The organism is Mycolicibacterium aubagnense, from assembly GCF_010730955.1.
GTDB classification, from domain to species: Bacteria; Actinomycetota; Actinomycetes; order Mycobacteriales; family Mycobacteriaceae; genus Mycobacterium; species Mycobacterium aubagnense.
The window spans coordinates 3,335,908-3,361,689 of record NZ_AP022577.1; the positions used below are offsets into that span (position 1 = coordinate 3,335,908).

At 64.2% G+C, this 25,782-nt stretch carries 24 protein-coding genes and 1 pseudogene; 15 read left to right on the forward strand and 10 right to left on the reverse strand.

All coding sequences use genetic code 11. The features are described from left to right. Positions 1-16: 16 nt before the first annotated feature. Genes G6N59_RS16255 through G6N59_RS16270 form a run of 4 tightly spaced genes read right to left on the reverse strand, consistent with a single transcriptional unit; the run spans position 17 to position 5,059 of the window. Complete coding sequence (locus tag G6N59_RS16255) at positions 17-1,216, reverse strand: acyl-CoA dehydrogenase family protein (protein WP_138233255.1); 1,200 nt, start codon at positions 1,214-1,216, stop codon at positions 17-19. Between the two features lie 18 nt (positions 1,217-1,234). Next, positions 1,235-2,272, reverse strand: coding sequence for an LLM class flavin-dependent oxidoreductase (locus G6N59_RS16260; protein ID WP_138233256.1), 1,038 nt, complete (start codon positions 2,270-2,272; stop codon positions 1,235-1,237). Then, positions 2,269-3,606: a glutamine synthetase family protein gene (locus tag G6N59_RS16265; protein ID WP_138233257.1), complete on the reverse strand. Its 1,338-nt coding sequence runs from the start codon at positions 3,604-3,606 to the stop codon at positions 2,269-2,271. The genes G6N59_RS16260 and G6N59_RS16265 overlap by 4 nt, the downstream gene beginning before the upstream one ends. A gap of 1 nt (position 3,607) precedes the next feature. Then, a complete protein-coding gene (locus G6N59_RS16270) occupies positions 3,608-5,059 on the reverse strand; it encodes an APC family permease (RefSeq protein ID WP_138233258.1) in 1,452 nt (483 codons plus the stop codon). A gap of 200 nt (positions 5,060-5,259) precedes the next feature. On the opposite strand from G6N59_RS16270, the gene G6N59_RS16275 reads away from it, so the two are divergent. Continuing rightward, entirely contained in the window at positions 5,260-6,006 is a 747-nt protein-coding gene (locus tag G6N59_RS16275) for a MetQ/NlpA family ABC transporter substrate-binding protein (protein WP_138233259.1), read from the forward strand. A 3-nt stretch (positions 6,007-6,009) separates the two neighbouring features. Here the strand turns inward: G6N59_RS16275 and G6N59_RS16280 are convergent, their stop codons facing one another. After that, a complete protein-coding gene (locus G6N59_RS16280; protein WP_138233260.1) occupies positions 6,010-6,585 on the reverse strand; it encodes a winged helix-turn-helix domain-containing protein in 576 nt (191 codons plus the stop codon). A gap of 122 nt (positions 6,586-6,707) precedes the next feature. Here G6N59_RS16280 and G6N59_RS16285 point away from each other — a divergent pair, with 122 nt between their 5' ends. From G6N59_RS16285 to G6N59_RS31880, 3 genes are all read left to right on the forward strand, one after another. Then, positions 6,708-7,505, forward strand: a complete 798-nt coding sequence (locus G6N59_RS16285; protein WP_138233261.1) for a DUF1906 domain-containing protein — start codon at positions 6,708-6,710, stop codon at positions 7,503-7,505. Between the two features lie 475 nt (positions 7,506-7,980). Next, positions 7,981-8,805 (forward strand): SDR family NAD(P)-dependent oxidoreductase, encoded by an 825-nt coding sequence (locus tag G6N59_RS16290; RefSeq protein WP_138233262.1) that lies wholly within the window; start codon positions 7,981-7,983, stop codon positions 8,803-8,805. 21 nt (positions 8,806-8,826) lie between these two features. Next, positions 8,827-8,919 carry a 50S ribosomal protein bL37 gene (locus G6N59_RS31880; protein WP_407665696.1) on the forward strand — a complete coding sequence of 31 codons (93 nt, stop codon included), beginning with the start codon at positions 8,827-8,829 and terminating at the stop codon, positions 8,917-8,919. A 92-nt stretch (positions 8,920-9,011) separates the two neighbouring features. Here the strand turns inward: G6N59_RS31880 and abc-f are convergent, their stop codons facing one another. Together abc-f and G6N59_RS16300 are read right to left on the reverse strand one after the other, a co-directional pair. Then, the gene (gene abc-f / locus G6N59_RS16295) at positions 9,012-10,658 is read right to left on the reverse strand and encodes a ribosomal protection-like ABC-F family protein (RefSeq protein WP_138233263.1); all 1,647 of its coding nucleotides are present in this window, start codon (positions 10,656-10,658) and stop codon (positions 9,012-9,014) included. A 32-nt stretch (positions 10,659-10,690) separates the two neighbouring features. Then, positions 10,691-11,362, reverse strand: a complete 672-nt coding sequence (locus G6N59_RS16300; protein ID WP_138233264.1) for a TetR/AcrR family transcriptional regulator — start codon at positions 11,360-11,362, stop codon at positions 10,691-10,693. Between the two features lie 132 nt (positions 11,363-11,494). Between G6N59_RS16300 and G6N59_RS16305 the strand changes: the two genes are divergently transcribed. From G6N59_RS16305 to G6N59_RS16330, 6 genes and pseudogenes are all read left to right on the forward strand, one after another. Further along, entirely contained in the window at positions 11,495-11,866 is a 372-nt protein-coding gene (locus G6N59_RS16305; protein ID WP_138233265.1) for a DUF732 domain-containing protein, read from the forward strand. Beyond that, positions 11,863-12,330 carry a DUF5078 domain-containing protein gene (locus G6N59_RS16310; protein WP_407665697.1) on the forward strand — a complete coding sequence of 156 codons (468 nt, stop codon included), beginning with the start codon at positions 11,863-11,865 and terminating at the stop codon, positions 12,328-12,330. Before G6N59_RS16305 ends, G6N59_RS16310 begins: the two co-directional genes overlap by 4 nt. Before the next feature lie 236 nt (positions 12,331-12,566). Beyond that, positions 12,567-12,992, forward strand: a complete 426-nt coding sequence (locus G6N59_RS16315; RefSeq protein WP_163911372.1) for an MmpS family transport accessory protein — start codon at positions 12,567-12,569, stop codon at positions 12,990-12,992. Next, positions 12,989-15,886, forward strand: coding sequence for an MMPL/RND family transporter (locus tag G6N59_RS16320; RefSeq protein WP_138233266.1), 2,898 nt, complete (start codon positions 12,989-12,991; stop codon positions 15,884-15,886). Before G6N59_RS16315 ends, G6N59_RS16320 begins: the two co-directional genes overlap by 4 nt. Before the next feature lie 259 nt (positions 15,887-16,145). Continuing rightward, positions 16,146-16,580 (forward strand): annotated as a pseudogene (locus G6N59_RS16325) (hypothetical protein); the annotation flags it as partial. A 175-nt stretch (positions 16,581-16,755) separates the two neighbouring features. Further along, positions 16,756-17,184, forward strand: a complete 429-nt coding sequence (locus G6N59_RS16330) for a pyridoxamine 5'-phosphate oxidase family protein (protein ID WP_138233267.1) — start codon at positions 16,756-16,758, stop codon at positions 17,182-17,184. Between the two features lie 84 nt (positions 17,185-17,268). Here the strand turns inward: G6N59_RS16330 and G6N59_RS16335 are convergent, their stop codons facing one another. Together G6N59_RS16335 and G6N59_RS16340 are read right to left on the reverse strand one after the other, a co-directional pair. Beyond that, positions 17,269-18,243 carry an MBL fold metallo-hydrolase gene (locus tag G6N59_RS16335; protein WP_138233268.1) on the reverse strand — a complete coding sequence of 325 codons (975 nt, stop codon included), beginning with the start codon at positions 18,241-18,243 and terminating at the stop codon, positions 17,269-17,271. Positions 18,244-18,253: 10 nt separating this feature from the next. After that, a complete protein-coding gene (locus tag G6N59_RS16340) occupies positions 18,254-18,811 on the reverse strand; it encodes a carboxymuconolactone decarboxylase family protein (RefSeq protein ID WP_138233269.1) in 558 nt (185 codons plus the stop codon). Between the two features lie 116 nt (positions 18,812-18,927). Here G6N59_RS16340 and G6N59_RS16345 point away from each other — a divergent pair, with 116 nt between their 5' ends. The 5 genes from G6N59_RS16345 to G6N59_RS16365 all read left to right on the forward strand — a co-directional run bounded on the left by G6N59_RS16345 (position 18,928) and on the right by G6N59_RS16365 (position 24,819). Further along, entirely contained in the window at positions 18,928-19,527 is a 600-nt protein-coding gene (locus G6N59_RS16345; protein ID WP_170212474.1) for a TetR/AcrR family transcriptional regulator, read from the forward strand. A 62-nt stretch (positions 19,528-19,589) separates the two neighbouring features. Beyond that, positions 19,590-20,459, forward strand: coding sequence for an arylamine N-acetyltransferase family protein (locus tag G6N59_RS16350; RefSeq protein ID WP_138233271.1), 870 nt, complete (start codon positions 19,590-19,592; stop codon positions 20,457-20,459). Positions 20,460-21,136: 677 nt separating this feature from the next. Then, positions 21,137-22,321 carry a hypothetical protein gene (locus tag G6N59_RS16355; RefSeq protein WP_138233272.1) on the forward strand — a complete coding sequence of 395 codons (1,185 nt, stop codon included), beginning with the start codon at positions 21,137-21,139 and terminating at the stop codon, positions 22,319-22,321. Positions 22,322-22,495: 174 nt separating this feature from the next. Next, positions 22,496-23,848 carry a DUF445 domain-containing protein gene (locus tag G6N59_RS16360; protein WP_138233273.1) on the forward strand — a complete coding sequence of 451 codons (1,353 nt, stop codon included), beginning with the start codon at positions 22,496-22,498 and terminating at the stop codon, positions 23,846-23,848. Next, positions 23,845-24,819, forward strand: coding sequence for an Abi-alpha family protein (locus G6N59_RS16365; RefSeq protein ID WP_138233274.1), 975 nt, complete (start codon positions 23,845-23,847; stop codon positions 24,817-24,819). The genes G6N59_RS16360 and G6N59_RS16365 overlap by 4 nt, the downstream gene beginning before the upstream one ends. Before the next feature lie 36 nt (positions 24,820-24,855). On the opposite strand, the gene G6N59_RS16370 is transcribed toward G6N59_RS16365, so the two are convergent. Then, complete coding sequence (locus G6N59_RS16370) at positions 24,856-25,674, reverse strand: HpcH/HpaI aldolase/citrate lyase family protein (RefSeq protein WP_163911373.1); 819 nt, start codon at positions 25,672-25,674, stop codon at positions 24,856-24,858. Between the last annotated feature and the right edge of the window lie 108 nt (positions 25,675-25,782).

Genomic DNA, 25,782 nt, shown 5'->3' on the forward strand with positions numbered 1-25,782 from the left:
TCCTCTCCACGCAGGTCTAGAAGTATCCGGAGTTGGGCGGAAGGGCGCCGTTGACCACGAAGTCCCCAGTCGCCCAGGCTTTGTACGCTAGCGGATTGTGACTGGCGATGGTTCGCGCGTTACGCCAATGCCGATCGAGATTCAGTGTTCGCGCGGTCGCCGACGCGCCACCGGTGTCGAACAACCGCTGTGTGGCGTCGAGGGTGAGTCGCTCGGCGACGAGTTGGGCCTTCGCCACCTCGATCGCGGCGGCACCGATGGCCTGCTGGTCGTCGATCTGGCCGGAATTCACCACATGATCCAGTGCCGCTGCGGCGCCGAGGGTGACCGCGGTGGCGGTCGACGTCCAGGCGGCGATCTCCCCCACCGCCTGCAGAATGAACGGATCCTGGGTAGCGGAGGGGGTCAACGCGTGTGCCGCGGGACGCGCCTTGTTCTGGACGAACCAGATGGCATCCCGCAAGGCGCCCTTGGCAATTCCCACTGCCACGGCGGTGAGATAGAGCTGCAGGAACGTCTGGCTGTGCGCGAGCCGGTGGTCCACAGGGACCAGCGACACCTCGTCTTCGTGGACCGGCACCGCATCGAAAGTCGTTGCACCGCTTGCGGTCAGTCGCTGCCCGAAGCCGTCCCAGTCGTCGAACAACGTCACACCCTGCCGGTCGGCAGGAATGATGACGTGTACTTCGCGGCCATCTTCCCGTTCCGCCGAGACGGCGATCAAGTCGGCGTAGAGGGTTCCGGTCGAGTAGAACTTCTTGCCGTCCAGCCGGTATCGGCCGTCGCCGATGGAACGCAATGTAGTGCCGATGGCCGCCGGGGATGCACCCACGGCTTCGGTGATCGCGTTTCCCACGATCTTTCCGCTGAGGACATCGGGGAACCAGCGGGCCCGCAGAGCGTCGTCGCCCCGGTTGCCCAGAAGCCGTTCCACGAACCCGAAGTGGGCGCGGAGCGCCTGGGCCACGTTGGAGCTGGCCTGCGCGATGTCGATCACGGTCTCGATGACATCGACGATGGAACCGCCTGGGCCGCCGTGTTCCCGGGGGATCCGCAGGGCGAGCACACCGGTGTCGGAGATCGCGCGAATCGCCTCGTGGTGCAACGTGCGGGTCAGTTCATATTGGGCATCGTGCTCGCCGAGAGTTTCGACGACCGACTGCAACAGCGCCCGCCGGTCGGCGACGGACCCTACCGGCAACGTCGTAATGGTCATAGGATTTCCTTTCTCAGCTCATCGGAACAGGGGCATGATGTGCGTCGCGAACCGTTCCATCTCGGTTTCCAGCGGCTGGAACTGCAACATGAACAGGTCGATGCCGAGGTCGGCGAATGTCGTGATCCGTTCGGCCACCTGCTCATAACTTCCGATGAGACCGGCGAGAGTGCCGCCGTTGGTGCCCACGCGCGCGACACCCTCGTGCACCTTGAACATCGCGGTTGCGGGATCGGCTCCCACCGTGCGGTCCCGTTGTCCCGAACCGTCGACCAGGCCCTGCAGGTATTCGAATTCGCGCTGCGCTTCTTCCGGTGACTCACGGGCGATGACGAACGCTGACAACCCGAACTGCAAGGGCTCCAGCTTGTTCCGCTCCCGGCGCCGCATGTCGTCGATGATGTCCGCGGCATCCTGCGGCGGCCGTCCATTCAAGAAGAACACGTCGGCCTGCGCTGCAGCCAGGGCGCGCGCCGCTTCCGATTCACCGCCGAGGTACACGCGCGGTGTGCGGTCGAGAGCCGGCCGCAGCTGAGCGCCGGCCGCGACGGCCCCGTCCAGCCCGGACTCGATGGCATCGCCACGCCACAGCCGACCGACGACGTCAAGCCACTCCCGGGAGTACTCGTATCGATCACCATGGGTGACGTCTCCGAGGCCGATCGCCTCCAGCTCGGGCAGAAACCAACCGCTGACGAGGTTGATCGCCACCCGGTCGGCAGCGATCTGTTCAATGTTGGCAACCGTTTTCGCGAAGACCAGCGGATTGAACAGCAACGGCTTGATCGCGCCGATCAACTCGACGCGGCTGGTGGCCTCCGCCAATCCGGCCAGCGTCGACCAGGTTTCCAGTACGTCGTGTTCGGCGCCGCCAGGATGTAGGACATGTTGAGCCACCAACGTCGAATCGAAGCCCAGCTCCTCCGCACGAACGATGAGATCGCGCGTCCGGCGGTAGCTGGCGTCCGGAATCTCCACGGGATGCGTTCTGGCGCCCCATGTTCCGTAGACGGGTGCCCATACCCCGAATCGGGGCGCGGTCACAGTGACAGTCATGAGTTCTCCAGGTAGCGCCGAAATTCCCAGTCGGTGACCGCACTGGAGTATTCATCCCACTCGCTCTGTGCGATCTCGGCGAAGTCATGCACGGAGTCCGCGCCCAAGATGTCGACGATGGCGTCGTCGCTGCGCGCCAGCGCAATCGCGACACTGAGCGATTCCGGCAGCCGTACCCCGACGTCGTAGAGGTTACCGGTCTGCGGCTCTGTTGGGTTGCGTCTGGCTTCCAGACCGGCCACGACGGCGGCCAGCGCAGATGCGATGAGCCAGTAGGGGTTTGCGTCGGATGCGCCGGTGCGCAGCTCGATTCGCGTTGCCGCGGGTTTCGGCTCCAAGAGCGACCGGACGGCAGACGTCCGGTTGTCACGGCTCCATGTCAACGTTGCCGGGGCGAACGAACCGGGGACGTACCTGCGGTACGCGTTGACCGAATGCGCCCCGAACAGCGTGATCGACGGCAGGTGCTCGAGGAGGCCGGCGATGGCATGGAGTCCGACCTGACTCTCGGTGCCGTCGGCGCCCGCAAGGACCGGCTCGCCGTCACGCCACAGCGAAATGTGCAGGTGCGCAGAACTTCCAGAGTGCTCCGAGAACGGCTTGGGCATGAACGTCGCCAACTTGCCGTTGCGTCGGGCGATCTCCTTGACCGCGTACTTCAGCCGAGCACTGTCGTCGGCGGCATCGAGTGCCTCGCTGTAGACCAGGTTCGCTTCCACCTGCCCGGGACCGTATTCGGTGAGCAGGCCCTCCAGGGAGGTGAACTCACGCAACACCGAGTAGAGCTCGCTGAGCACCGGTTCAAGAGTGTTGGCGTTCTGCAGCGAGTAGGCGTGGACGTCGTCCTGGAAGATCGACCCGTCAGCATTGAGCAGGTAGAACTCGAACTCGGCGCCGACTTTGGCGGTGTACCCCAGGGCTTCCAGTCGCTCGATGACGCGCCTCAAGACGCCGCGGGGATCGAGCGGAGACGGTGTCCGGTCGTGATCGACGATGTCGGATATGACGTGTCCCACGCCGGGCCGCCACGGCAGCTCTCGGAACGTGCTCAGGTCGGGTACCGCGAAAGCGTCCGGATAGCCCGTGTTCCAGTTGGTCGACCGCAAACTTTCGATGACGCGCGCGTTGGAGTTCCACGCGAGCGCTCCATTGCAGAAGCCGAAGCCAGACGCTTCGGCGCGACTGCGGAATTGATCGGCGGGCACCCGCTTGCCCAGGGCATGTCCGAACTGATCACTCCACGCCACCTCGACCTCGGTGATGGCTCCGGAGTCGAGCAGATCCCCAACACTCCTGTGCCGCTGGTCCGTCACGGCTTCAGTGGTCACCGACATTTCAGCGCTCCTCTCCTGCCGATGTGAACGACTCTGTTCGGGCACGGCGGTAGCCCAGCACGGCACCGCCCACGAAACCCATTACCAGCACCAGGATTACGGCCAACGCCAGGCCTGACGATCCGCCGACCAGATCCTTGAGGTTCACCAGGATCAGGCCCAGGAATGCCACCAGCCCGGCCAGGCCGAGCGCCGGAGCCACCCGGACGCGCCACAACGAGTAGTGCCGCCGGTCCCGTGCGAAGAACGTCAGCACCGCCGCGCTCGTCAGCACCATCAGGGCGAGCACTCCGACCGTGGTGATCCCCGACAGCCAGGTGTAGAACTCCGTGCTCGGGTCGAGCCGCGCAACCGTGGCGACACCGACGACCGCGAGGATCAGTGCCGACAGCGCCAGCGATGCGATGTGCGGCGAGCCGTGGCGGGTGTGTGGCCGTCCGAAGGCGGCGGGCAGCACACCCCGGCCGGACAGCGCGAACAGGTACCGGGACACCACGTTGTGGAATGACAGGATGCACGCGAAGAGGCTGGTGACGAAAAGGACTTGAATGATGTCGGCTCCCACCACACCCAGGTAGCGCTGTGCGGTGTCGACCAGCATGGTCCCGCCCGAGTTCGTCGCGCGTTCAACGGCTTCGCGATCACCCCACGCCGAGATCAGTGCCCAGCTCGAGACCGTGTAGAAGACGCCGATCACGGCCAGTGCGAGGTACGTCGCGTACGGGATGGTGCGGTCCGGATCGCGTGCCTCGTCGCGGAAGATGGCCGTCGCCTCGAAACCGAGGAACGAGATGATCGCGAACAGCAACCCGATTCCTGGTGCCCCCGAAGTGATCTGGGTCGGGTTCACCAGCCCCGTCGACAATCCATGGTCGCCACCGCGCCCGACGATAACCGCATCGAGGACGACGACGATGGCGATCTCGGCGACGAGCAGAACCGCGAGTACTCGACTGGACAGCTCGATGTTGCGGTAACCGAGGTAGGCGATCACCGCGAGCCCTGCCAGCGCCCACACCGGCCACGGCAACTGGGGTACGCCGACCAAGGCCAACAGGCCACCGAGCTGCGGACCGAGCAGGCCATACACCGCGGCCTCCATCGAGGCGTACGTCAGGACCGCCACGAACGCGGCACCGATGGCCGCGCTGACCCCAAATCCTTGCTGCACATAAGAAAAGAAGGCCCCGGCCTCGCGGACGAAAGGCGTCATGGCGGTGAAGCCGATGGCGAACAGCAGGAGCACGACGGTGGCAATGACGAACGTCGCGGGGAACCCTGATCCATTGCCGGTGGCGATGCCCAATGGCACCGGTCCGCCGATGACGCCCAACGGCGCCGCCGCGGCCAACACCATGAAGACGATGGCCGGGATCCCCAAATTGCCGCGGAGGCGCTGCGCGCCGGCCGGCGGCCCACCATCGGTGCGCGCCGCCGCATGTTCGACTGTCATGACGCCCCTTGTTGTTCGGTGAATGTTGTTGGATACAAAAACTATTGGGTGCGGTCGACGTGCTCCAGCGGGCAGGACACCGGCGCTGACAATGCGTCACATGCCGTAACACTCGGCGGAATTCAGTGCCCCAGATTCGGCATCCGGTCGGTAGTCTGGGTGGCATGGCGCCGTGGGCGCATCAGCCAAAGGGGTTGTCAGTGGGGACCATTCGATCGATCCGCGGTACCGGCCGCGTCCTGCGCGTGGGTGCGACTCCGGTGCCGCACGCCGAGATCCTGGACCACGTCCGACCGGCGCTCGCGCGCGCCGGAATCGATCTGCATGTGGAGGTGTTCGACACGTTCGACGAACCGAACCACCAGCTGGTCGCCGGGACGATCGATGCGAACTTCTTTCAGTACCTGCCATTTCTCGAGGAGTTCAACAGCTCGTCGGCTCAGCATCTGGTCCCCGTCGCGCCGGTCCACATCGAGCCGTTCGCGCTCTACTCGGAATCGGTCGCCACTCTTGGTGCGGTACCGCATTACGCACAGGTGGCGCTGCCCGGCGATCCGGCGAATGTCGGGCGCGCAATGCGCATCCTTCATGACCTGGGTCTGCTCACGCTGCGTGCGGGTGAGCTGTCCGCGCCCGGCGTCGACGCGGTCATCGACAACCCTAAACAGTTGCTGTTCAAGGAAATCGCCAGCGCACACCTGGCCGATGTCCTCGCGGACTTCGATCTGGTGTTCCTCTTCGGCAACTACGCCATGGATCGTCAGATCGACTTGCGCTCGGCGCTCTACTGCGATCACGCAAACCGCGACTATGCCGAGTATCTCGTCGCGCGTCAGGACAACCATCAGAGCGAACCAATCAGGCTGTTGGCCACGGCCTTACAGTCAGAATCCGTGCGCTCGTTCATCGCACGGTCGTACGGTGGTCTGGTGGTGCCCGCGTTCTGACAGTCAGGCGGACCGGATCGGTCGCTGGTCCCGGAACCGCGTCGAGGGCTGCGGATCGAAGCGATAGCCCTTCCCACGGACCGTCGTCAGCGTCAGCGCATGGACGCCCAGCTTCACCCGGAGCCGTCGAACGTGGGTATCGATGGTCCGCGTCGAAGCGAAACCGGCGTCCCACACGTTTTCGATCAGCTCGTCTCGCGAAATGATCCGCCGCGGATGCTGCGCCAGGTACGCCAGCAATTCGAACTCTTTGTACGCCATCGCGATCGGGCGGCCATCGGCGATGACCTGCCGGGTGGACCGGTCGATGACGAGTCCACCGATCGGCGTCGGCGGCGAGGTGCGTACCGGGCCGGGGGCGACCGCCGACTTATCCACCCTGGCGCCCGGCACCCGGTACGCCAGATACGCGCTGAACTCGTCCATCAGGGTCGTCACCTGAGCCAGCGCATCGCGGGAGGCGGCGGGCAGCTCCACCGTCAGCACCACCTGCGATGCGCGGACACTGCGGCCCTGATACATCCACTCTCCCTTGTCGATCCGCAGTCCAGTGTTCGCGAGGAGGACGGCCGTGGACATCGTTAGCGTCACTCTGAATCGAACGAGCCTTCACACCGAGGATGGATACAGTCCGGTTACGATCTGAATTCAGCCGGCAACGGCCACAGCTTTCACATCTGTTGCATTGTTAACATCTCGCAATGCAGGACTTCCCGGAGCCCAGCGGCCTTCGGCGCCCGCTGTCGCGGCGTGACGCGCTGCGCTACGTCGGCGCCGCGTCGGCGCTGGCCGGGCTGGGCGCGGCAGGTCTTGCCATGCCGACTGCGTCGGCCGCCGCCCCCACGCTGATCGACTTCGCCATGAAGCAGATTCCGGCAGAGGACATCCGGGCCGCCGGCCACGCCGGCGTCGTCAACTACGTCTCGATGTCACGCCCCGGCTCCACCATGGGCGCCAAGCCGATCACCCTGCCCTACGCCAAGTCGCTGGCCGCGGCGGGGTTGGCGATCGTCAGCAACTACCAATACGGCAAGCCCGGTGGGACCGTGCCGTCGGACTTCACCCGCGGATACGCGGGCGGTGTCGCCGACGCCAAGACTGCCTGGCAGCTGCACAGCGCCGCAGGTGGCGGCCAGAGCGCGCCGATCTTCTTCTCCGTCGACGACGACATCAATCGTGAAACGTGGAACAACGTTGCGCTGCCGTGGTTTCAGGGCATCAACTCGGTGCTGGGCGCGCAACGCACCGGCGTCTACGGCGGCATCAACACCTGCCAGTGGGCCGCGACCGACGGCGTCATCGGGCGCTCGACCACGCCGGGGCACGTGTGGGCCTGGCAGACCCGGTCCTGGTCCGGCGGCAAGATCTATCCAGCCGCCGTGATGTACCAGCGGATAGTCAGCACCGCGTCGAACCCCGGCCCGGTGGTCGGCGGGCTCGAAGTCGACGTCAGCGATGCGCTGGCCTCAGACGTCGGGCAGTGGAGCCTGCACCCGTGAGGTCGCAGGCCACGCGACACCGCCGGTGATCGCGAATCTCTTTGTCACCCGATGAGCTTCACGCAATCGCGGAGTGCGTGGATTTCGGCGTAGGACGCTGCGGATGGCGATCGGCGTGCGGCGGCGGACAGTCGCGCTGAGCGTTCCGCACGTCAAGAGAACGTCAATAACGACGACCGCTCCGTCAAGAATTCGTGAGATGTGTTGTCCGACTGGCCTGTCGCACGCTGTCATGGACCGTATGGCTCACCACGCGGCAACTTGTCGTGCCGTGCCTTCGACGATTGAGCGCTACGGTGTCGGGTTCGACGACGAACCGCCGTCGCGCACGCCCCTCGGCACCTGAATGAAATCCGTCGCCCTCTGCGATTCACTCCGAGCGCGCAGTCGCTCGTCATCTCGCTTCCATTCCATCGGCAATCCGTCTGCAGTTTCTCGATGTTGCCGGTGAGCACTCCATCTCGCGAAAGTGATCATGTCCGAACTCCTTTCAACCTGCCCCACCGTTCTCGTCACCGGCGCCACCGACGGCATCGGTTATGCGACGGCCCGCCAGTTCGCCGACGACGGCGCTACGGTGTACCTGCACGCACCTGACCGCAACAGTGGTGAGGAAGCAATGACGCGCCTCGTCAATGATGGCGCCGAAGCACAGCGCCTCAACCTGGTCGTCGCCGACTTCACTCGCCTAGGCGAGGTCGCCGACCTCGCCGACACGCTCGCCGCGGCCTTGCCGAAGCTGGACGTGCTGGTCAACAACGCCGCCGTTGCCGGACCCGAACAACGCACGTACACCCCAGACGGCCACGAAATCGCCTTCCAGGTCAACTATCTCGCGCCCTACCTGTTGACAACCAAACTGGCATCGAAACTCGTCTGCTCGCGCGGGCGCGTCGTCAACCTCTCGTCGGTGATGCACCGCGGCGGGAACATCAGCTGGAACAACCTCTCTCGGGTGCATCAGTACTCGCCGCTGGCGGTGTACGCACAATCGAAGCTCGCACTCACGATGCACACCAAGTCAATTGCCGAAGCCAGCGGCGATTCGTTCGCCGCGTTCAGCGTGCATCCCGGCATGTTCGCAACCCGAATGCTCCCCGTCTATGGCGATTCTGGTCAGCCCGTCGAAGAGGCTGCGACGATACTGACCACCCTCAGTTCACCCACCCATCCGGTGATCGACGGTGCGTTCTACGACGGTGTTGAGCCAGCGCGGGCGGCCGCGATGGTTGCGAACCCGCGCGCCCGCATTCGCCTACAAAAACTAACCAGCCGGCTTCTTGAGCCAGTGCTGAACTGAATATCCGAAAGACACCCTCAGATGTCCAAACGAGCCGATCAGAAGCGCGGCCGCAGGAAGAAGAAGGCCAATCACGGGAATCGACCAGCGGTCGGGAAGCGGCGCCGGCGGTGACCCGTGCGGCGACCGCAGACGAAGGGGACGTTTCGGCTGCGTAAGCAGAATGGTGGTGGGGCGTCGGATGCCCGGGGCTGGCGCAGTTCGAGCTATAGCTCCGTAACGCGCCCGCGCTCGACCAGCCATGAGCGATCCAACCAAACGTTCTGCAACATCCGGCGGTCATGGGTCACCAGCAAGAGTGCTCCGTCGTAGGTCTTGAGCGCCTCTTCGAGCTGCTCGATGGCCGGGAGGTCCAGATGGTTGGTCGGCTCATCGAGAACCAATACGTTCGTGCCGCGGGCCTGCAGCAGCGCGAGGCCAGCGCGGGTGCGCTCACCGGGCGACAGCTCCTCGACCGTACGTTCCACATGGTCGGCCCGTAGCCCAAACTTCGCGAGCAGGGTGCGCACATCCGCGGTGGTCCACGACGGCACGTGTTGTTCGAAGCGATCGACGAGTCGGGCGGTACCGGTGAAATCAGCACGCGCCTGGTCGATTTCACCGATGGCGACATTGGTGCCCAGACTCGCCCGGCCCTGATCAGGCTGCTGCCGGCCGAGCAGCAGCCGCAACAGGGTCGACTTGCCTGCCCCGTTTGGTCCGGTGATACCGATGCGCTCGCCGGCGTCAACCTGCAGCGACACCGGCCCGAGAACGAAATCCCCGTGCCGCACAACGGCATTGTCCAGTGTCGCGACGACCGAACTCGACCGTGGCGCGGACCCGATGGTGAACTGGAGCGTCCATTCCTTGCGCGGCTCCTCGACTTCCTCGAGGCGGGCGATCCGGCTCTCCATCTGCCGGACCTTCTGCGCTTGCTTCTCGCTGGACTCGGTTTGTGCGCTACGCCGGTTCTTGTCGTTGTCGGGGGCCTTGCGCATCGCGTTGCGCACACCCTGGCTCGACCACTCCCGCTGTGTACGTGCGCGCGCCACCAGATCGGCCTTCTTCTCGGCGAACTCGTCGTACTGTTCGCGCCGGTGTCGACGCGCGACCTCACGCTCTTCCAGATAACTCTCGTAGCCGCCGCCGTAGACGGTGGTCCTGTTCTGCGCCAGATCGAGTTCGAGCACGCGGGTTACCGTGCGAGCCAGGAACTCTCGATCGTGGCTGACCAGCACCACACCACCGCGGAGGTTACCGACGATCTCTTCCAGCCGAGCCAGCCCGTCCAGGTCCAGATCGTTGGTCGGCTCGTCGAGCAGGACGATGTCGAAGCGGGACAGCATCAGTGCGGCCAGCCCCACGCGCGCTGCCTGGCCACCGGACAACGCCGTCATCAGAGTCGATTCCGGCCGCACCGCATCGGAATCGAGCCCCAGGTCGGCCAGCACTGCCGGCAGCCGTTCGTCGAGGTCCGCCGCGCCGGTCGCGAGCCAGTGATCCAGCGCCGCGGAGTAGCCATCGGCGTCCGCCGCCGGATCTGCCAGGGCCTCCGCCGCGGCGTCCATCGCCTGTGTCGCGGCGGCGCATCCGGTCCGGCGCGCGACGTACGCGGCTACGGTCTCTCCCGGCACCCGCTCGTGCTCCTGTGGCAACCACCCGACGAATGCGTCGGCCGGCGCGAGGCTGACTGTTCCTTCGAGCGGCGTGAGTTCTCCCGCCAGGATCCGCAGCAGCGTGCTCTTGCCGGCACCGTTGGACCCGACCACGCCGATCACATCGCCGGGCGCCACCGTCACATCGAGCCGTTCGAAGAGCGTGCGGTGGGCGAAGCCCCCGGCCAGATTGGTCGTGACAAGCGTTGCGGTCATGGCGTCAATCGTCGCATTGCCGCGACGCTCCGCTACGACTTGTGGAAACAGGACTCCGGCGGCGAGGTGGTCATGGCGATCGCGGCCTGGTCAGCATCGAGGGCGTCGACCGGCAGGGCGTGCTGCCCATCGCGATCGCGCAGACCGTCAAGAAAGATCGCCACGTACCGTCGCCACAGGTCGGCGTCGACGTGCCCGGCGAACTCGCTGACGGTGCCCGCCAAGAGACCCAGGATCGGCATGTCGCTGTCGGAGACACCAGGTCGCAGATAACCATCTTTTTGGGCGCGCTCAACAAGTTTCGCGAGCTTCGGGACCAGGCGGGTACGTGCCGCATCCACCCGATTGCCCCCACCACCCTTGCCGTACAGGATTTCTCGCAGGCCACGATCAGTGGCCGTCTGCTGGCACATCTGTTCCACGAACCAGGCAAATCCTCGCCAAGAATCGTCGAACTCCAATGCCGCATCGGCCACCGCGGCGATCTCGTCGATCGCATCCTCGAAGATGGCCTCGAACAGCTCTTCTTTCGTGGGGAACCTGCGATATACCGTGCCGACGCCGATCCCGCCGTGGTGCGCTACCTCATTGAGCGTCGCGCTCAGGCCTCGGGTCGCGAACAGATCGCGGGCCGCGTCGATCACTCGCTGACGATTGCGCACGGCATCCTTGCGCAACGGTCGATCCGAGGTCGGGCGGGTCATCACCCCCGCAGTGTAATCCGAGACACTATTCCGGTAAGTGGATTGACTTCATCCATTTACCTGAATAGTTTCATGCCGAACACTGCGATCGGCTGACGATTGCGGTGATCCGCAACCAGGAGGGCGCGCTGCATGACGCGACATCACCGGGCCGTACATGCGCTGGCGGCCGCCGGTATCGGAATCGCTGTGGCAGTGTCGAATTCGGCGACAGCGTATGCCGATCCCGATACAGACTTCGCCAACCAGCTGCACACCTACGGGATCTATGGCCCGAAGGACTACAACGCTTGGCTGGGCAAGATCGCCTGCCAGCGGTTGGACAACAACATCGACCACGACGCCTATCAGTCGGCCACGTTCGTCGCCACCAACTTGTCGCGACAGAACGCCACCCAGCAGAACTGGCAGTTCCTCAGTGCCGCAATAGATTTCTATTGCCCCGACAAGCGCTCGGTACTGGAAGAGGCCGCTCATCAGTCGCAAACGGGAGTCCGCGCATGACGCTTCGATCGCTCCGCACCGGACTGGCCGCCATGGCGTTTGGCCTTGCGGCGACCTCTCTGCCGCTGGCCGGGCCGGCTGCCGCTGACGCGACCGACGACTACCCGATCCCGCACCGGATCATCACCACCACCTGCGATGCCGAGCAGTACCTGCAGGCAGTACGCGACACCAGTCCGGTGTACTACCAGCGCTACATGATCGACCGGAACAACCGTCCCGCCGACATCCAGCAGATGGCCCAGGACCGCATCCACTGGTTCTTCTCGCTCGATCCCGTGGGCCGCCGCCAGTACTCCGAAGACACCGCCACCAACGTCTACTACGAGCAGGTGGCCACCCACTGGGGCAACTGGGCCAAAATCTTCTTCAACAACAAGGGCGTCGTCGCCAAGGCCACCGACGTCTGCATGAACTATCCGGCCGGCAACATGCAGGTCTGGGACTTCGCCTCCAATAGCTGAGTGGCGTGGGCCTGGGTTTTCCGGCCACGTGTTTTCCGGCGCAATTCACGCCAACTCGCCAGCGGCAGGAATGCGGCAGGCCGGCGTCGGGTTGTAACGAAGACGACACTTAAATGGATGGACTCTATCCACTTTTTCCGTTAGGTTACCTAGCTAGATGTACGGGGCCCGCCAATGGTGGTGCGTCTCCGCATGCCCGACGACCGCGCGGTCGGCAACTTCTGAAGAAGGCAGCGATGACAAGAGTGTTTCGGCGGGCATGGCTACCGCTATTGGTGGTTGTCGCGGTCGCCGCCGGTGTGGTGATCGTGTCGAACGTGCGCCAGGTATTCGGCGCGAATCCTGTTGTGATTACCGAGAAGAGCTCGGACAACGCCGAGGATTTCAACCCGAAATTCGTGAAATACGAGATCTTCGGCACGGGTAGCACCGCCGTCGTCAACTACATGGACCTCGAAGGCAAGCCCCAGCGCGCTGCAGGGGTTTCGTTGCCGTGGACGTTGACGCTGTCGACCACGCTGCCCTCGGTGCAGCCCAACATTCTGGCCCAGAGCGACGGCAACAGCATCAGCTGCCGGGTCAGTGTCGATGACGTGGTCAAAGAGGAGAGGACCGCCACCGGTATGAACGCCGAAACCTTCTGCTTTGTGAAGGCCGCATGAGCGCGCCGGCCGACGAGGCCCAGACCGACGCCATCCCGGTGGTAGAGAACAAGGGGCACAAGGGGATACCGCGGTTCCTCCGCCGGTTCGCGGTGCTGATCATCCTGGCCTGGATCGGGGTCATCGCCGCACTGAACACCGTCGTCCCACAGCTCGAGGAAGTCGGCAAGCTGCGCGCGGTGTCCATGAGCCCGAACGATGCGCCGTCGATGATCGCCACCAAACGCGTCGGCAAGGTGTTCGACGAATACAGCACCAGCAGTTCGGTGATGATCGTGCTCGAAGGCGACAATCCGCTGGGAGCCGACGCGCACGCCTTCTACGACAAGATGGTCGCTGACCTCCGCGCCGATACCACCCACGTCCAGCATGTCCAGGACTTCTGGGGTGACACCCTGACCGCAAAGGGCGCGCAGAGCCGCGACGGCAAGGCGGCCTACGTTCAGGTCTACATCGCCGGTGATCAGGGGGAGACGCTGGCCAACGACTCGGTCGCCGCAGTGCGCCACATCGCCACCGAAAGCCCCGCTCCGCCAGGGGTGAAGGCTTATGTGACCGGTCCCGCAGCGACGAGCACCGACCAGAACGTCGTCGGCGACAAGAGCATGGAGCTGATCGAACTCGTCACCTTCGGCGTCATCGCGGTCATGCTCTTGCTGGTCTACCGATCCGTCATCGCGACCTTGATCGTGTTGGTGATGGTCGTGCTCGAACTCTCCGGGGCGCGCGGTCTGGTGGCATTCCTGGGCTACCACAACGTTTTCGGGCTGACCACCTTCGCCACCAACCTGCTGGTGACGCTGGCGATCGCCGCGGCGACGGATTACGTCATCTTCCTGATCGGGCGTTATCAAGAGGCGCGACGAGCCGGAGAAGACCGAGAATCGGCCTACTACACCATGTTTCACGGCACCGCGCACGTGGTGCTGGCCTCCGGCCTGACCATTGCCGGCGCCACCCTGTGCCTGCACTTCACCCGGTTGCCGTACTTCCAAACCATGGGCTTCCCGCTGGCCATCGGCATGGTGATGGTGGTCGCGATGGCGCTGACCCTCGGGCCCTCGGTGATCGCGGTCGCAACCCGCTTCGGCCGGGTCCTCGAACCCCGGATGAACACGAGAACCGCCGGCTGGCATCGGGTCGGTACCGCGACGGTGCGCTGGCCCGGCGCCATTCTGGTCGGCGCCGTGGTGGCGGCACTTGTCGGCCTCATTGCACTGCCGGGCTATCACACCATCTACGACGACCGGATCTACCTGCCGAAGGACATCCCCGCCAACGTCGGCTATGACGCTGCATTCCGGCACTTTTCGCAGGCCAAGATGAACCCGGACCTGATGATGGTCGAGTCCGATCGCGATCTGCGGAACCCGGCGGACTTCCTGGTGATCGACAAGATCGCCAAGGCGCTGAAGAACGTGCACGGAATTGCCCAGGTGCAGACCATCACCCGACCTGACGGTGACCCGATCAAGCACTCGACGATCCCGTACACCGTCGGACAGAGCGGCTCCACGCAGCTCATGAACAACGACTACACGCAGACGAATCTGGACAATCTGCTCTCTCAGGCCGACGATCTGCAGACCAGCATCGACGCAATGACCGAGATGATGAGCGTCCAGAAAGATCTGGCAGCGGTATCGCAACGCATGGCCGACAAAATGAAGACGACCTCGAATGACATGGCTGACACTCGGGATCACCTGTCGGACTTCGATGATTTCTTCCGGCCCATGCGTAACTATTTCTATTGGGAGCCGCACTGCTTCGACATCCCGGTGTGCTGGTCCATGCGGTCGGTCTTCGAGAGCATCGACGGCATCAGCACGATGTCCGACGACTTTCAGGATCTGGTTCCCGACATGCAGCGCATGGCCGACCTGATGCCCAAGATGGTCGCGACGATGCCCAGGCAGATCGCGTCGATGAAACACCAGAAGCAGGTGCTGCTGAACCAGTACCAGATGCAGAAGGCGCAGCAGGATCAGACCATCGCGATGCAGAAGACCGGCACCGCGATGAGCGAGGCGTTCGACGCGGCCAAGAACGACGATTCGTTCTACCTGCCGCCGGAAGCCTTCGAGACTGCAGATTTCCAGCGGGGTCTCAAGCTGTTCATGTCGCCCGACGGACATGCGGTGCGGTTCACCATCATTCACCAAGGTAACCCGCTGACACAGGAGGGCACCTCGCGTATCGAACCGCTCAAGGTCGCCGCGGCCGACGCGATCAAGGGCACGCCGCTGGAAGGCTCCTCGATCTATCTCGGTGGCAGCGCTGCCATGTACAACGACATGCAGATCGGCGCCGACTACGACCTGATGATCGTCGCGGCCGCGGCGCTGATCCTGATCTTCATCATCATGTTGGTCCTCACCCGTGCGGTCGTCGCATCGGCAGTGATCGTCGGCACCGTGGTCCTCAGTCTGGCATCGGCCTTCGGTCTCTCGGTGCTGCTCTGGCAGCACATCGTGGGTATTCCGTTGCACTGGATGGTGTTACCGATGTCGGTCATCGTGCTGCTGGCCGTGGGCGCGGACTACAACCTGCTGTTGGTCTCCCGGATCAAGGAGGAGATCCACGCCGGCCTGAACACGGGCATCATCCGCGCCATGGTGGGCACCGGCTCGGTGGTCACCTCGGCGGGCCTGGTGTTCGCCTTCACCATGATGTCCATGTCGGTGAGCAAGCTGATCATCATCGGCCAGGTCGGTACGACCATTGGTCTGGGTCTGTTGTTCGACACCCTGGTGGTGCGGTCCCTGATGACGCCGTCGATCGCCAGCCTGCTCGGACGCTGGTTCTGGTGGCCACAGCGCGTGCGTCAGCGCCCGATTCCGCAGCCCTGGCCGAAGCCGGTCCAACGCGAATCCGAGCTGACGTCAGTCTGAGGCCGGTGCTTCATCGCTGACACCGTCAACCGCCGCCGCCGGCCGTAGCCACACAGCTACGGTCGGCGGCGGTGTCGGCTCATCGGATAACGCGGCGGCCCGGGCGCACCACAGACCCGTCGGGCATATCTTGCGCGGACAGAGCGTTATCAATGTTTGTCTCAATTGTCACATGGGTACCGTTGATAACAGCACCCCAGTACGGGTGCCACTGTCGACAGAGAGTCCATACGAAGAAAGAGCCGAATGGGTTATCGCTATGAACACTGTCTTGCACTTCAGCGCCGGCGGCGCTGTTTACGAAACCCGCGCCTACACGCCGGCGGACATCACTCAACTAATTCAGAACCAACGGCTTCAATGCCTGACCAGCACTGATCGCCAATTCGATTTCTGGTTCGCCCCCACATCACGCCGGTGCCAGCGGCGGGTAAACCGGACCGCTACCGAATTGCTGCTGGCAACAACGACCTTCACCGCGCGAACCGTGCCGATGCTGCGTGGCTCTATCGTTCTGGCCAGTCACGACGCCGACGGCGACCTGGACGGACTGAGCTGGCTGCAGTTGGACTTGCTGACGCGGCTGAATCGCACGGTCACTGATCGCGACCGACGGATTCTCAACCGGCGCATCGCCCGGGACGAGCGCCGACTACGGCGGGAGGCGGCCGCCGGCACGCGCCAAGCTTCTCCGTCGAAGACGACAGCCGCCGCGAGGCTGAAACGGACTCACGCGGAGCCGGTTTCGCGGCCTCGACACGGTGATGAGCGCACGGTGCGCCCGCTGCCGGCGCCGGTGCAATCAGTGTCCGTGAGCTAACCGTGCAAGCCCCGGAATACGCCCGCGGCTTGCCGTGTTGGCTGAAACCATGAGGCCCTTCACGGTAGAGCAGCGGCAGAATTTCCTCGCGGACAAGCACGTTGGCGTGTTATCCGTCTCGGCAGATCAGGGCCGGCCACCGGCGAGCGTGCCGATTTGGTACGACTACACCGCCGACGGACTCATCCGGATCAATACGGGGGCGGCCTCACGCAAGGCTCGGTTGATCGAGCAAGCCGGCGCGGTGTCCCTGGTGGTCCAGCGCGAAGAACCGCCGTATCAGTACGTGATCGTCGAGGGCACGGTCGTGGACACGACAAGCCCGACGCCGCTGGAGGTTCGCGAAGCCATCGCTATTCGCTACCTCGGCGAAGAGGGCGGGCGGGCGTTCGTCGAAGGCATGCGCGACATGGCGACCGTACTGTTCACCGTGCGTCCGGACCGCTGGATCACGGCCGACTACTCCGACGGCGAATAGTAGGCGCGTAGCCACTGACAACGCGGGCGCGCGACCAGGATCCGACCAGCGGCACGACCGCAATCCGACCCCGGCACGCATGAACTACTGCTGGCCCGAGGCGTGGTGCGTCAGCTGTGCCGCGATGGCCTCGATGGCTTGCGTGAGGTCGAGGTACGGGACGTCGGGGTCACGCTCGTGATAGATCGCGGTGACGATGATCGGAAGTGTCGCAGCAGCTTCCGGATAATTTGGGATATCCATTCGGGCGACCGCCTCCGCCACTGGCACCCCTTGGTCGTAGAGACGCGTCGCGTCGGTGTGCAGGTTGGACCAGAATCGGATTCCGCGGTCGATGGCCGCGTTGATCTCGGGGCCGATGAGGACGGGGCCGTGGCCGGCGACGACTTTCTGAGCTCCGAAGGCACGAATGCGCTCGAGCGCTTTGATCCAGTTCGGGATCGAACCCGACCACGTGACCGCAACGGGGTTGTGGGTCAACAGATCTCCGGCATACAGCACACTCAACTCGGGGAGGTAGGCGATGGCGTCGCCCACGGTATGTGCCGGACCAAGTTCGTGGAGCTCGACGTCGATTTTGCCGACTCGTAGCGCCTTTTCGCCGTTGAAGGTGGTGTCGGCGGCTCGAACCCGCACTTCGGAGAAATCGAAGGGCCGCCCAAGCGGTTCGAGGGCCTGCAGGGTGCCGCCCGGTTTGGTTTCCGCGTTCAGCAGCTTCGCGGTGAGGTCGGCATGTTCTTGGGTCATCAACGCACTGGCGGCTTCGGTGGTGATGATCTCGGTATCAGCGGAGAACACCTGGTTGCCAAAGAAGTGATCACCATCGGTATGGGTGTTGAACACGTACCGGACTGGTGCGGTCGCCGTCAGTTCGTCCATCTGCGCGCACATGGCCCGCGCATGTCGGACGTCATAGAGCGTGTCGATGACCAGAGCCTCGCCGCCACTGACCACCAGACCGGCATTGGCGAGTCCGAGGGCTTCAGTGCCGGAAAGAAATACGTGCGCTCCCCCGCCGAGGTCGAATACGCCTTCCTCAAAAGGAATTTCGTCAGTCATCGCCTGTCCTTCACTTCTTCTCGTGCAGCTTGGTGGTGGCTTCGGCCAGAATGCTCGGGCCATCAGCGGCTTGCGTTTCGGGGACGACGCCGAGCGTCTTGATCAACAGCGCGGTCATCACGTAGTGGCCGACCAGCAGGGCGATTTCGGCAATTTCGTTGTCGGGGTACAACTCCTGCATGGCTGCCGTGCCCGCCGCTCCGTCCTTGATCCGCGCCAGCAGGTCATCGACGAACGCGATGAGCACATCGACGCGCCGGTCACCGAACGACGTGGCTCCGGCCAGCACGTCGTCGATCATTGAGTCCGATATCCCGGCGGCGCGTGCTTCGGGCAGGTGGTGATGGATTTCGTACGGAGCGTTTGTCACCGCACCGACTCGCAGGATCACCAACTCCCGCGTTTGGGCCGACAGCGCTCCCGTCCGAAACGAAAGTCCAAGTGCCAGATATGGCTTCGCACTAGCCCTGGTCATGACCAAACCCCGCGAGAGGTTGGCCGGAAACAGGTCATAGACCTCGCGTTGCGCGGGATCGAGGTCCTCCACGTTTGGCAATTGAACAGCCACTGATCCCAACCTTCGCTTCACGGGAGTCTCTGCCGGCTCCGCCCGTAAGATACGGTGCGTTTCCTATTGTCAGGCTAGCGCGGCCGGTTAAGATACGCAACGTGCCTAGTCGAGAAGTGGCCGTGCCATCCGAGCCTGTTTCACGGCGCCGGGACGACGCACTTCTGTCCGCAATCCGCGACGCCACCTGGGCTGAGCTGACGGATAACGGATACTCCGGTGTCACGTTCGAAGGCGTCGCCCGCCGGGCAAAGACTGGAAAGCCAGTCCTATACCGCCGCTACCGTTCTCGCGCGCAGATGGTCACCGACGCGCTACCAACGCTTCGCACCCCACTCTTCGAAGTGTCGTCGTCTCAGAACCTTCGCGACGACATCCTCACCATGGCCAAATCCCTGGTCAATCAGTGGCAACAGATCGGCCTCGATACCTACCGCAGCATCATCGCCGACGCCGACGACGCCACCCTGGAGACTTTCCGGACCAAGGTGGCCGCACACACGGACCACACGATTCGCCGCGCGTTGGACGCCGCGCGTGATCGAGGCGAGATCGGGCCGGCCGAGATACCCGACCTGGTGGCCGTGAGCATTCTGGCACTCCTGCGCAACGAATTACTGCTTGCGCGCAACACAATTGAATCGAGCACCCTCGCCGAGCTGGTCGACCTTGTCTACCTGCCGGCAGTCGAGGCCGCCTCCCGCAAACCCTCGTAGGGCCGGCCGTGCCGGACGCGGTGTGATCTGTCCCGACCAGGCGTCTGGCTATCGTGGGGGCCGTGGCTACTTGGCAAGGCGACCAACTCGATCTTGATGCTTACCTCGCGCGCATCGGTTTCCACGGCGAGCGAGTCCCGACAGTCCAGACCTTGGCCGCCCTGCACCGGGCCCACACCACCTCGATTCCGTTCGAGAATCTCGACATCATGCTCGGCCGGGCCATCGTTCTCGATCTGGATACCCTGCAGAACAAGCTGATTCGGCACATGCGTGGTGGCTACTGCTTCGAACATGTGACGGTGTTCGCGGCGGCACTGGAGCGACTGGGTTTCCGGTTCACCGCGCTCGCCGGACGCGTCACCCTGGGCGCAGAGACCGTGCGGCCACGGACGCACGCGTTGATCGTGGTCGAATTCGACGACAATCGACGCTGGCTGTGCGATGTCGGATTCGGCCGCGGACCACTCGAACCCATCGAACTCATCGCCGGTAACGAGGTCGACCAAGACGGGTGGCAGTTGCGGCTGTCCCGTGCACCGCTCGGCGCCGACACCGAGGTACTGCACCCGGACCAGTGGACGTTGTGGCAACGGTCGAGTGTGGATGGCGAGGTGGCATGGCTCGACCGGCACGTCTTCACACTCGATCCGCAGTATCCGATCGACTACACCGTCGCCAACCACTATGTGTCGACCTCGCCAAGGTCGCCGTTCACCGCACGGCCCTTCGTCCAGCGATTTACCGCAGATGCCCAGCATGTTCTCGATGGAACCGCCTGGACTACAACGAAGCCCGACGGATCGTGCTTCACACGTGATGTCGAGATCGGCGATGTGCCTGAATTACTGTCCGCCTCCTTCGGCACCGAGCTGTCCGACGACGACAGTGCGGCCCTGATCGAATGGATGCACACCCGCCGCCAGGGATAGGTACCTCCGGCTCCTTCGGGCTGCGGCGCCGTCAGTGCCGTTCGAGGCACGCCACCAAGTCGCCGACCGTGGAGGTTGACCTATCCGCTCGGGTCGTGGCAACGAACCCTCTCTTGAGGTCATTCGTGGTCGAGGGAGGTGCCGAGTGTGTTAGACAGCGCGAAGACGGAATCGTTGTTGGCTACTCCTATGCCGCAGCATTCCCTACCGGTAGGGCGAAGATGCGACTTCTGACTTGGCCTGCGGCAGTGATGATCATGGGTGCCGCCCTCGGTGTTTTCGCGCCGGGGGCTGCGTGCGCCGACTCGGGGCCGTCGGGCACGACTGGGGCACACGAGTCCGAGCACGCCGCGATCGGTACGCAAGCTCAACCCAGTCGGTATGCGCCCACCAGCGTGAACGACAAACACGAACGCCGCGCGCACAACTCGGCCGTCCTATCCGCCACGAAGTCAGAATCGAAGCCCGCGGACCCGACGGACCGGGATGAGCGATCAACAGCTCCCGTCGCTGTTGACGCGATGTCGACACCCGCCGAGGTATCCCGGTCCGGCAGGAAGACCGTCCCGCGCCCGCCCAGCACCGTGCCGCCACCTCCTCTCGAGGAAACGCCTCGCACCACGACGCTTGCTGAACGGCACTCCCCCGAGCCCCCCACCAAAGACGCGCCGGCCTCCATGTCCGCGAAGATCGCCAGTGCTGTCGTGCCGGTAGCGCAGCCGGAGTCGAAACTCGCGGCGGTCTCAGCGATCTCCAGCCCCACGACGACCGCGAAGGCCGACCCCGCGGCGGCGATCACCCCCGCCCCTGCACCGACGTTGCTCGGTGTCGTCACCGGACTCATTTTCGGTGTGCTCACCGATCTGGAACGACTTCTGACCGGGCCCCCTACCGTTCCGGCCGGAAGCACAGTGACGGTACGCAGCTCCACACTGCAGGTTGCGACAGGAGTAGTCGTACCGGCCGACTGGTACTACCCGGCTGGTAAGCCGCCCGAGCGGATGATCTTGCTGCAGCACGGCTTCTTCGCGATCGGTGCCATGTACAGCGAAACCGCCGCGACGCTGGCCACAGCCACAGACAGCGTCGTGGTGGTTCCGACGCTGACCTCCAATCCGTTCGCCGACGGTGGGCTGTGGGTCAACGGCGTGGGTATGCAGCAAGCGATCGCCCGGTTGTTCGTCGGCGACCGAGCCGCCCTGACTGCCAGCGCACTAGCCGCCGACTACGCCCAGCAGTACGGCCTGTCCGCTGGTGACGCGGTGCTGCCGACACAGTTTGCACTGGCCGGCCATTCCGCCGGCGGCGCATTGGTATCTGGCGCCGCGGGCTATCTGGTGGACTACGGCGCCGCAAACGACCTCGCAGGCGTGCTGTTGTTGGACGCGGTCACTACCGGCGACCAGCTGTCGGGCGCACTGGCCAAGCTCGACGCGTATCAGCAGCAGACCGGCCGTTTCATCCCGGTCCAGGAAATCGGGTCACCGCCCAATCTGTGGAACTTCATCAGCAATGTCAACGCGACGCTGTCCCAGGTTCGGCCTGACCATTTCGCCGGTCTCGTACTGTCCGGTGGCGTCCATACCGATTCGATGGGTGGTGGCAGTGCGATCAGTGAGTTCCTCGTGCACCTGGTCGCTGGTGCCCCGATCAAGCAGAACTCACTGGCCCTGACGCAATTGTCCGGGCAATGGCTCAATGATTGGTTCTCTGGGAATACCGTCGCCGACGACAATCTGGTACCCGGAACCACCCTCACCATTGCCACCGCAAACGGGACGGCCGTCGGCACCGTGATCGGAACCCCTGCGTCAGAACCTGCGTCGGCAGCGCCGAACGGAATCGTCCTGACGGCGTCATGACGGACTCCGCCCGATGCCTCGTGTTCCTGGCGGGCGCCGCCACCCAGGATTCGCCCGGCCCGTGCAGCAAGCACCACACAAGTCGCCGTCTGTTATCGCAACAACGGCTAATGTGCACTCGCACAGGTGACCAGCCATCCTCGTCGGCGAATCACCTTTGCTCGACGAAAGGCGGTGAGGACGACGCTCAGCGAATTCTGGAGTTGGCTGGTCAATCGAGACTGGACGTTGAGCCAGATCAACACCCCGATGGAGTGGTTCGCTTTCCTGAGCATTCCGTTGTTCACCGCAGTGATCGGCTGGCTCATCAACTGGACCGGCCTGATCATGCTGTTCTACCCGGTCAACTTTCACGGATTCAGAATCCCGGGGATGGCGGAGCTGGCACGGCTGGCGCCGCACAAACTGCAGGAGATCCCCGGTGTACTGCAGGGCGGAGTCGGCTGGCAGGGCATCGTCCCGGCGCGCGCGGCCAAGATGGGCTCGATCGCGTCCGACAAGGCCATTGCCAAGCTCGGCACACCCGCTGAGTTTTATCAACAGCTCGAACCCGAAAAGATCGCCGAGCACATCGTCAGGCTTTTCCGGGCCGAGATTCCACAACTCGTCGATGAAGTGATGACCACCAACGACCCGAAGTTCTGGCGCAACCTCCCCACCGTCGGCAAACGCGCGATAGTCTCCCGCGTCCAGTCGCAATTGCCGGAGGTCGTGCAGTCGATCACCACCGAGATCGGCATCCACATCGACCAGCTACTCGACCCCAAGATCATGGTGATCGAGCACTTCCGCAAGAACCCCGAGCTTGTCATCCGCGTGTTCAAGGACATCGGCCAGCGCGAGCTCAACCTGATGGTCAACTTCGGCTTCATCTTCGGCTTCCTGCTGGGCATTCCGGTCGCGTTCATCGACCACTGGTTTCACACGTGGTGGATGCTGCCGGCGCTCGGCGTGATCGTCGGCTGGATAACCAACGCGCTCGGCATGTGGCTCATCTTCGAACCGACCGAGCCGACCCGCTACTTCGGCATCAAGTTCCAGGGCTTGTTCCTGCGGCGGCAAGAGCAGGCCGCCGAGGTGTACGCCGGGATCATCGCCGACGACGTCATCACGTTGGAACGCATCGGCGACTACCTGATCGACGGCCCGAGCGGCGACCGCACCCGCCAGATGATGGCCACCGCTCTAGGCCCGGCCATCGACCGGGCCGCCGGGCCGATCAGGGGTGCCGCGCGGGTCGCACTCGGAGCCCAGGCTTACGACTCCATAAAGGCCGGCTTTGCCGCCGAGGCTGTCGACCGGACGCTGACACCCTTCCGAGACGAAGAGTTCTCGCGGGCACAGTCAGGAAAAATCCGCGCACTGATTGCCCAACGCACCAAAGAACTGCCCCCATCGGACTTCGTCGAGATGCTGCGCTCTGCCATCAAGGAAGATGAGTGGATGCTCTACGCACACGGCGCCATCATGGGCGCGGCCGGTGGCTTCCTTCACTACGGGATCTTCTTGGGACTTGGTGTCGCATGAGTACTGACAATCGTCGGAGTTCCGGACGGCGCCACGCCCAGTGGGGACCGTTCAGCGCCACGTTCTCTCCGCCGCCGGAGCAGTCCTCGTCGCTTTTACCCGCGGGCACCGACATCGGCGAAGCACTGCCCGGCCTCGTCCGCCTGGCCGCGACGGCCTGGGTGCGTACCGCGGAATGGACCCTGGTTGCCGGACTCAAAACAGGTCGTCGCGCACTTGAGATAGCCGCTGACCCGGCATCGGCAGCCGACTCCGCACGCGAGCTGATATCCGGCGTCGCCCAAGCAGGCGCCGTTTTCGGCGATCTGGCCAAGGCGGTCTCCAATGGAGTCTCGTTGTCGCAGGCCGTCGTCGAGGTCAGTGCCTCGCTCACCGAGACCGTGACGACGCACGAAGTTTCGTATCGGCAAGAGGCGGAAGAAGAGCGCCAACAGCAGATGGAGCAATCGCTGCGCGCTCAGGGCCAGGCACTGCTCTCACGCTCACGCGACGTGTGGAACACCGAGCGCAGCCACCCCGCGTATTCGCGCATCCTGGAAGAGATGGCACCCGACGAGGCCCGCATCCTGCTGTTGCTGCTGCGCGGCGGACCGCAACCGGCGGTCGACATCCGTACGGGTGGCCCCATCGGCATGGTGTCCTCGAGATTGGTGGCTCCTGGCCTCAATATGATCGGCCCGCGCGCGGGGCTGCGGTATCTGGACCAGGTCCCCGCCTACCTCAACAATCTGTTCCGGCTGGGACTGATCTGGTTTTCGCAGGAACAACTGCGTGACCCGCTCGAATACCAGGTGGTCGAGGCGCAGCCGGATGTGCTGGCCGCGATGCACTCGGTGCGCGCGCACAAGGTCGTCCGCCGCTCGATCCACCTCACGCCGTTCGGCATCGACTTCTGCCGTGCCTGCCTGGTGGCAGCGGACGAAGACGTCGCGGTCCTGCCCGAACATCAGGCGCCGAACGTCATCGACTGAGCGCCGTCAGCAGTGTGCTTTGCCGTGGTTGAGCTTTCAGCCCGGCAACAGCCGGAGTTGGCGGGCCCTCTCCAGAATGATCTTGGCGCGGTTCAATCGAGGTAAGTCGCTGCCGTCCTTGGGCTTTCCGCCTCGGCTGTTGAATTGATCGACGAACTCCTGCGCCCAGCTGATGTCAGAATCAGACGGGCTCAGCCCAATGTTGATGGTGTCGGCGTCGGACGAGCGCAGCGCGAGCTTGCCCGTCATACCCATGCGTCTGGTCAATGCCACCCCGTCGGCAAGCTCGTCCGGATCGCGCGTCGGCCCGTCGATCGGACCTGGGATGTGCGCCGCCCGCGAGGCCACAACCAGTTGCGAACGGCTATAGGCGAGCGCCAACGGGTCCTGCTCCACCCCGATGTCCAGCGTGTAGTCGTTGACGCCGAATGCAATACGAAAGCACGGTCGGGCCGCAGCGATGTCATGGACGCGGGACAGCCCACGCGCGGTTTCGATCAGCGCGATGACCGGCAACTCGCCGCCGAGCCGGTTCGCGGTGTCCCACATGTGGTTTCCGCCTTCGGTCTTGGCCAGCACGACGCCCTTCATGCCGCGGCAATCGGCCAGGGCGCGGCAGTCCGACGACCAGAAATCACTCGACGCGTCGTTGATCCGGACCCAGGCCTGCGCACCCGAGTTCAGGAATTCGATGACTCGGTCCCGTGCCGCCTCTTTCTCATTGGGCGCGACGGCGTCCTCGAGATCGAGTATCACCTCGTCGGATCTGGTGGTCGTCACTACTGCCCCGAGATCCGGCTCGCGCGACGGATTGACGAGGAGCCAAGAGCGCGAGACCTTCGAGTTCACGGCCATTGCGTCAGGTTAGACGCCGGTCGAGGTGCAGCCAACATGGAAGCCGCCCATCGGGTCCGAATCGACTGGTGCCTGCAGGCTGCCGCTTCGCTCGCTGAACTGCAGGGA

Bases quoted from the DNA above. Each gene is read 5' to 3' on its own strand.
- G6N59_RS16255 (WP_138233255.1), bottom strand. From the start codon at position 1,216: ATGACCATTACGACGTTGCCGGTAGGGTCCGTCGCCGACCGGCGGGCG.
- G6N59_RS16260 (WP_138233256.1), bottom strand. From the start codon at position 2,272: ATGACTGTCACTGTGACCGCGCCCCGATTCGGGGTATGGGCACCCGTC.
- G6N59_RS16265 (WP_138233257.1), bottom strand. From the start codon at position 3,606: ATGTCGGTGACCACTGAAGCCGTGACGGACCAGCGGCACAGGAGTGTT.
- G6N59_RS16270 (WP_138233258.1), bottom strand. From the start codon at position 5,059: ATGACAGTCGAACATGCGGCGGCGCGCACCGATGGTGGGCCGCCGGCC.
- G6N59_RS16280 (WP_138233260.1), bottom strand. From the start codon at position 6,585: ATGTCCACGGCCGTCCTCCTCGCGAACACTGGACTGCGGATCGACAAG.
- G6N59_RS16285 (WP_138233261.1), top strand. From the start codon at position 6,708: ATGCAGGACTTCCCGGAGCCCAGCGGCCTTCGGCGCCCGCTGTCGCGG.
- G6N59_RS16290 (WP_138233262.1), top strand. From the start codon at position 7,981: ATGTCCGAACTCCTTTCAACCTGCCCCACCGTTCTCGTCACCGGCGCC.
- G6N59_RS31880 (WP_407665696.1), top strand. From the start codon at position 8,827: ATGTCCAAACGAGCCGATCAGAAGCGCGGCCGCAGGAAGAAGAAGGCC.
- abc-f (WP_138233263.1), bottom strand. From the start codon at position 10,658: ATGACCGCAACGCTTGTCACGACCAATCTGGCCGGGGGCTTCGCCCAC.
- G6N59_RS16300 (WP_138233264.1), bottom strand. From the start codon at position 11,362: ATGACCCGCCCGACCTCGGATCGACCGTTGCGCAAGGATGCCGTGCGC.
- G6N59_RS16305 (WP_138233265.1), top strand. From the start codon at position 11,495: ATGACGCGACATCACCGGGCCGTACATGCGCTGGCGGCCGCCGGTATC.
- G6N59_RS16310 (WP_407665697.1), top strand. From the start codon at position 11,863: ATGACGCTTCGATCGCTCCGCACCGGACTGGCCGCCATGGCGTTTGGC.
- G6N59_RS16315 (WP_163911372.1), top strand. From the start codon at position 12,567: ATGACAAGAGTGTTTCGGCGGGCATGGCTACCGCTATTGGTGGTTGTC.
- G6N59_RS16320 (WP_138233266.1), top strand. From the start codon at position 12,989: ATGAGCGCGCCGGCCGACGAGGCCCAGACCGACGCCATCCCGGTGGTA.
- G6N59_RS16330 (WP_138233267.1), top strand. From the start codon at position 16,756: ATGAGGCCCTTCACGGTAGAGCAGCGGCAGAATTTCCTCGCGGACAAG.
- G6N59_RS16335 (WP_138233268.1), bottom strand. From the start codon at position 18,243: ATGACTGACGAAATTCCTTTTGAGGAAGGCGTATTCGACCTCGGCGGG.
- G6N59_RS16355 (WP_138233272.1), top strand. From the start codon at position 21,137: ATGTCCGCGAAGATCGCCAGTGCTGTCGTGCCGGTAGCGCAGCCGGAG.
- G6N59_RS16365 (WP_138233274.1), top strand. From the start codon at position 23,845: ATGAGTACTGACAATCGTCGGAGTTCCGGACGGCGCCACGCCCAGTGG.
- G6N59_RS16370 (WP_163911373.1), bottom strand. From the start codon at position 25,674: ATGGCCGTGAACTCGAAGGTCTCGCGCTCTTGGCTCCTCGTCAATCCG.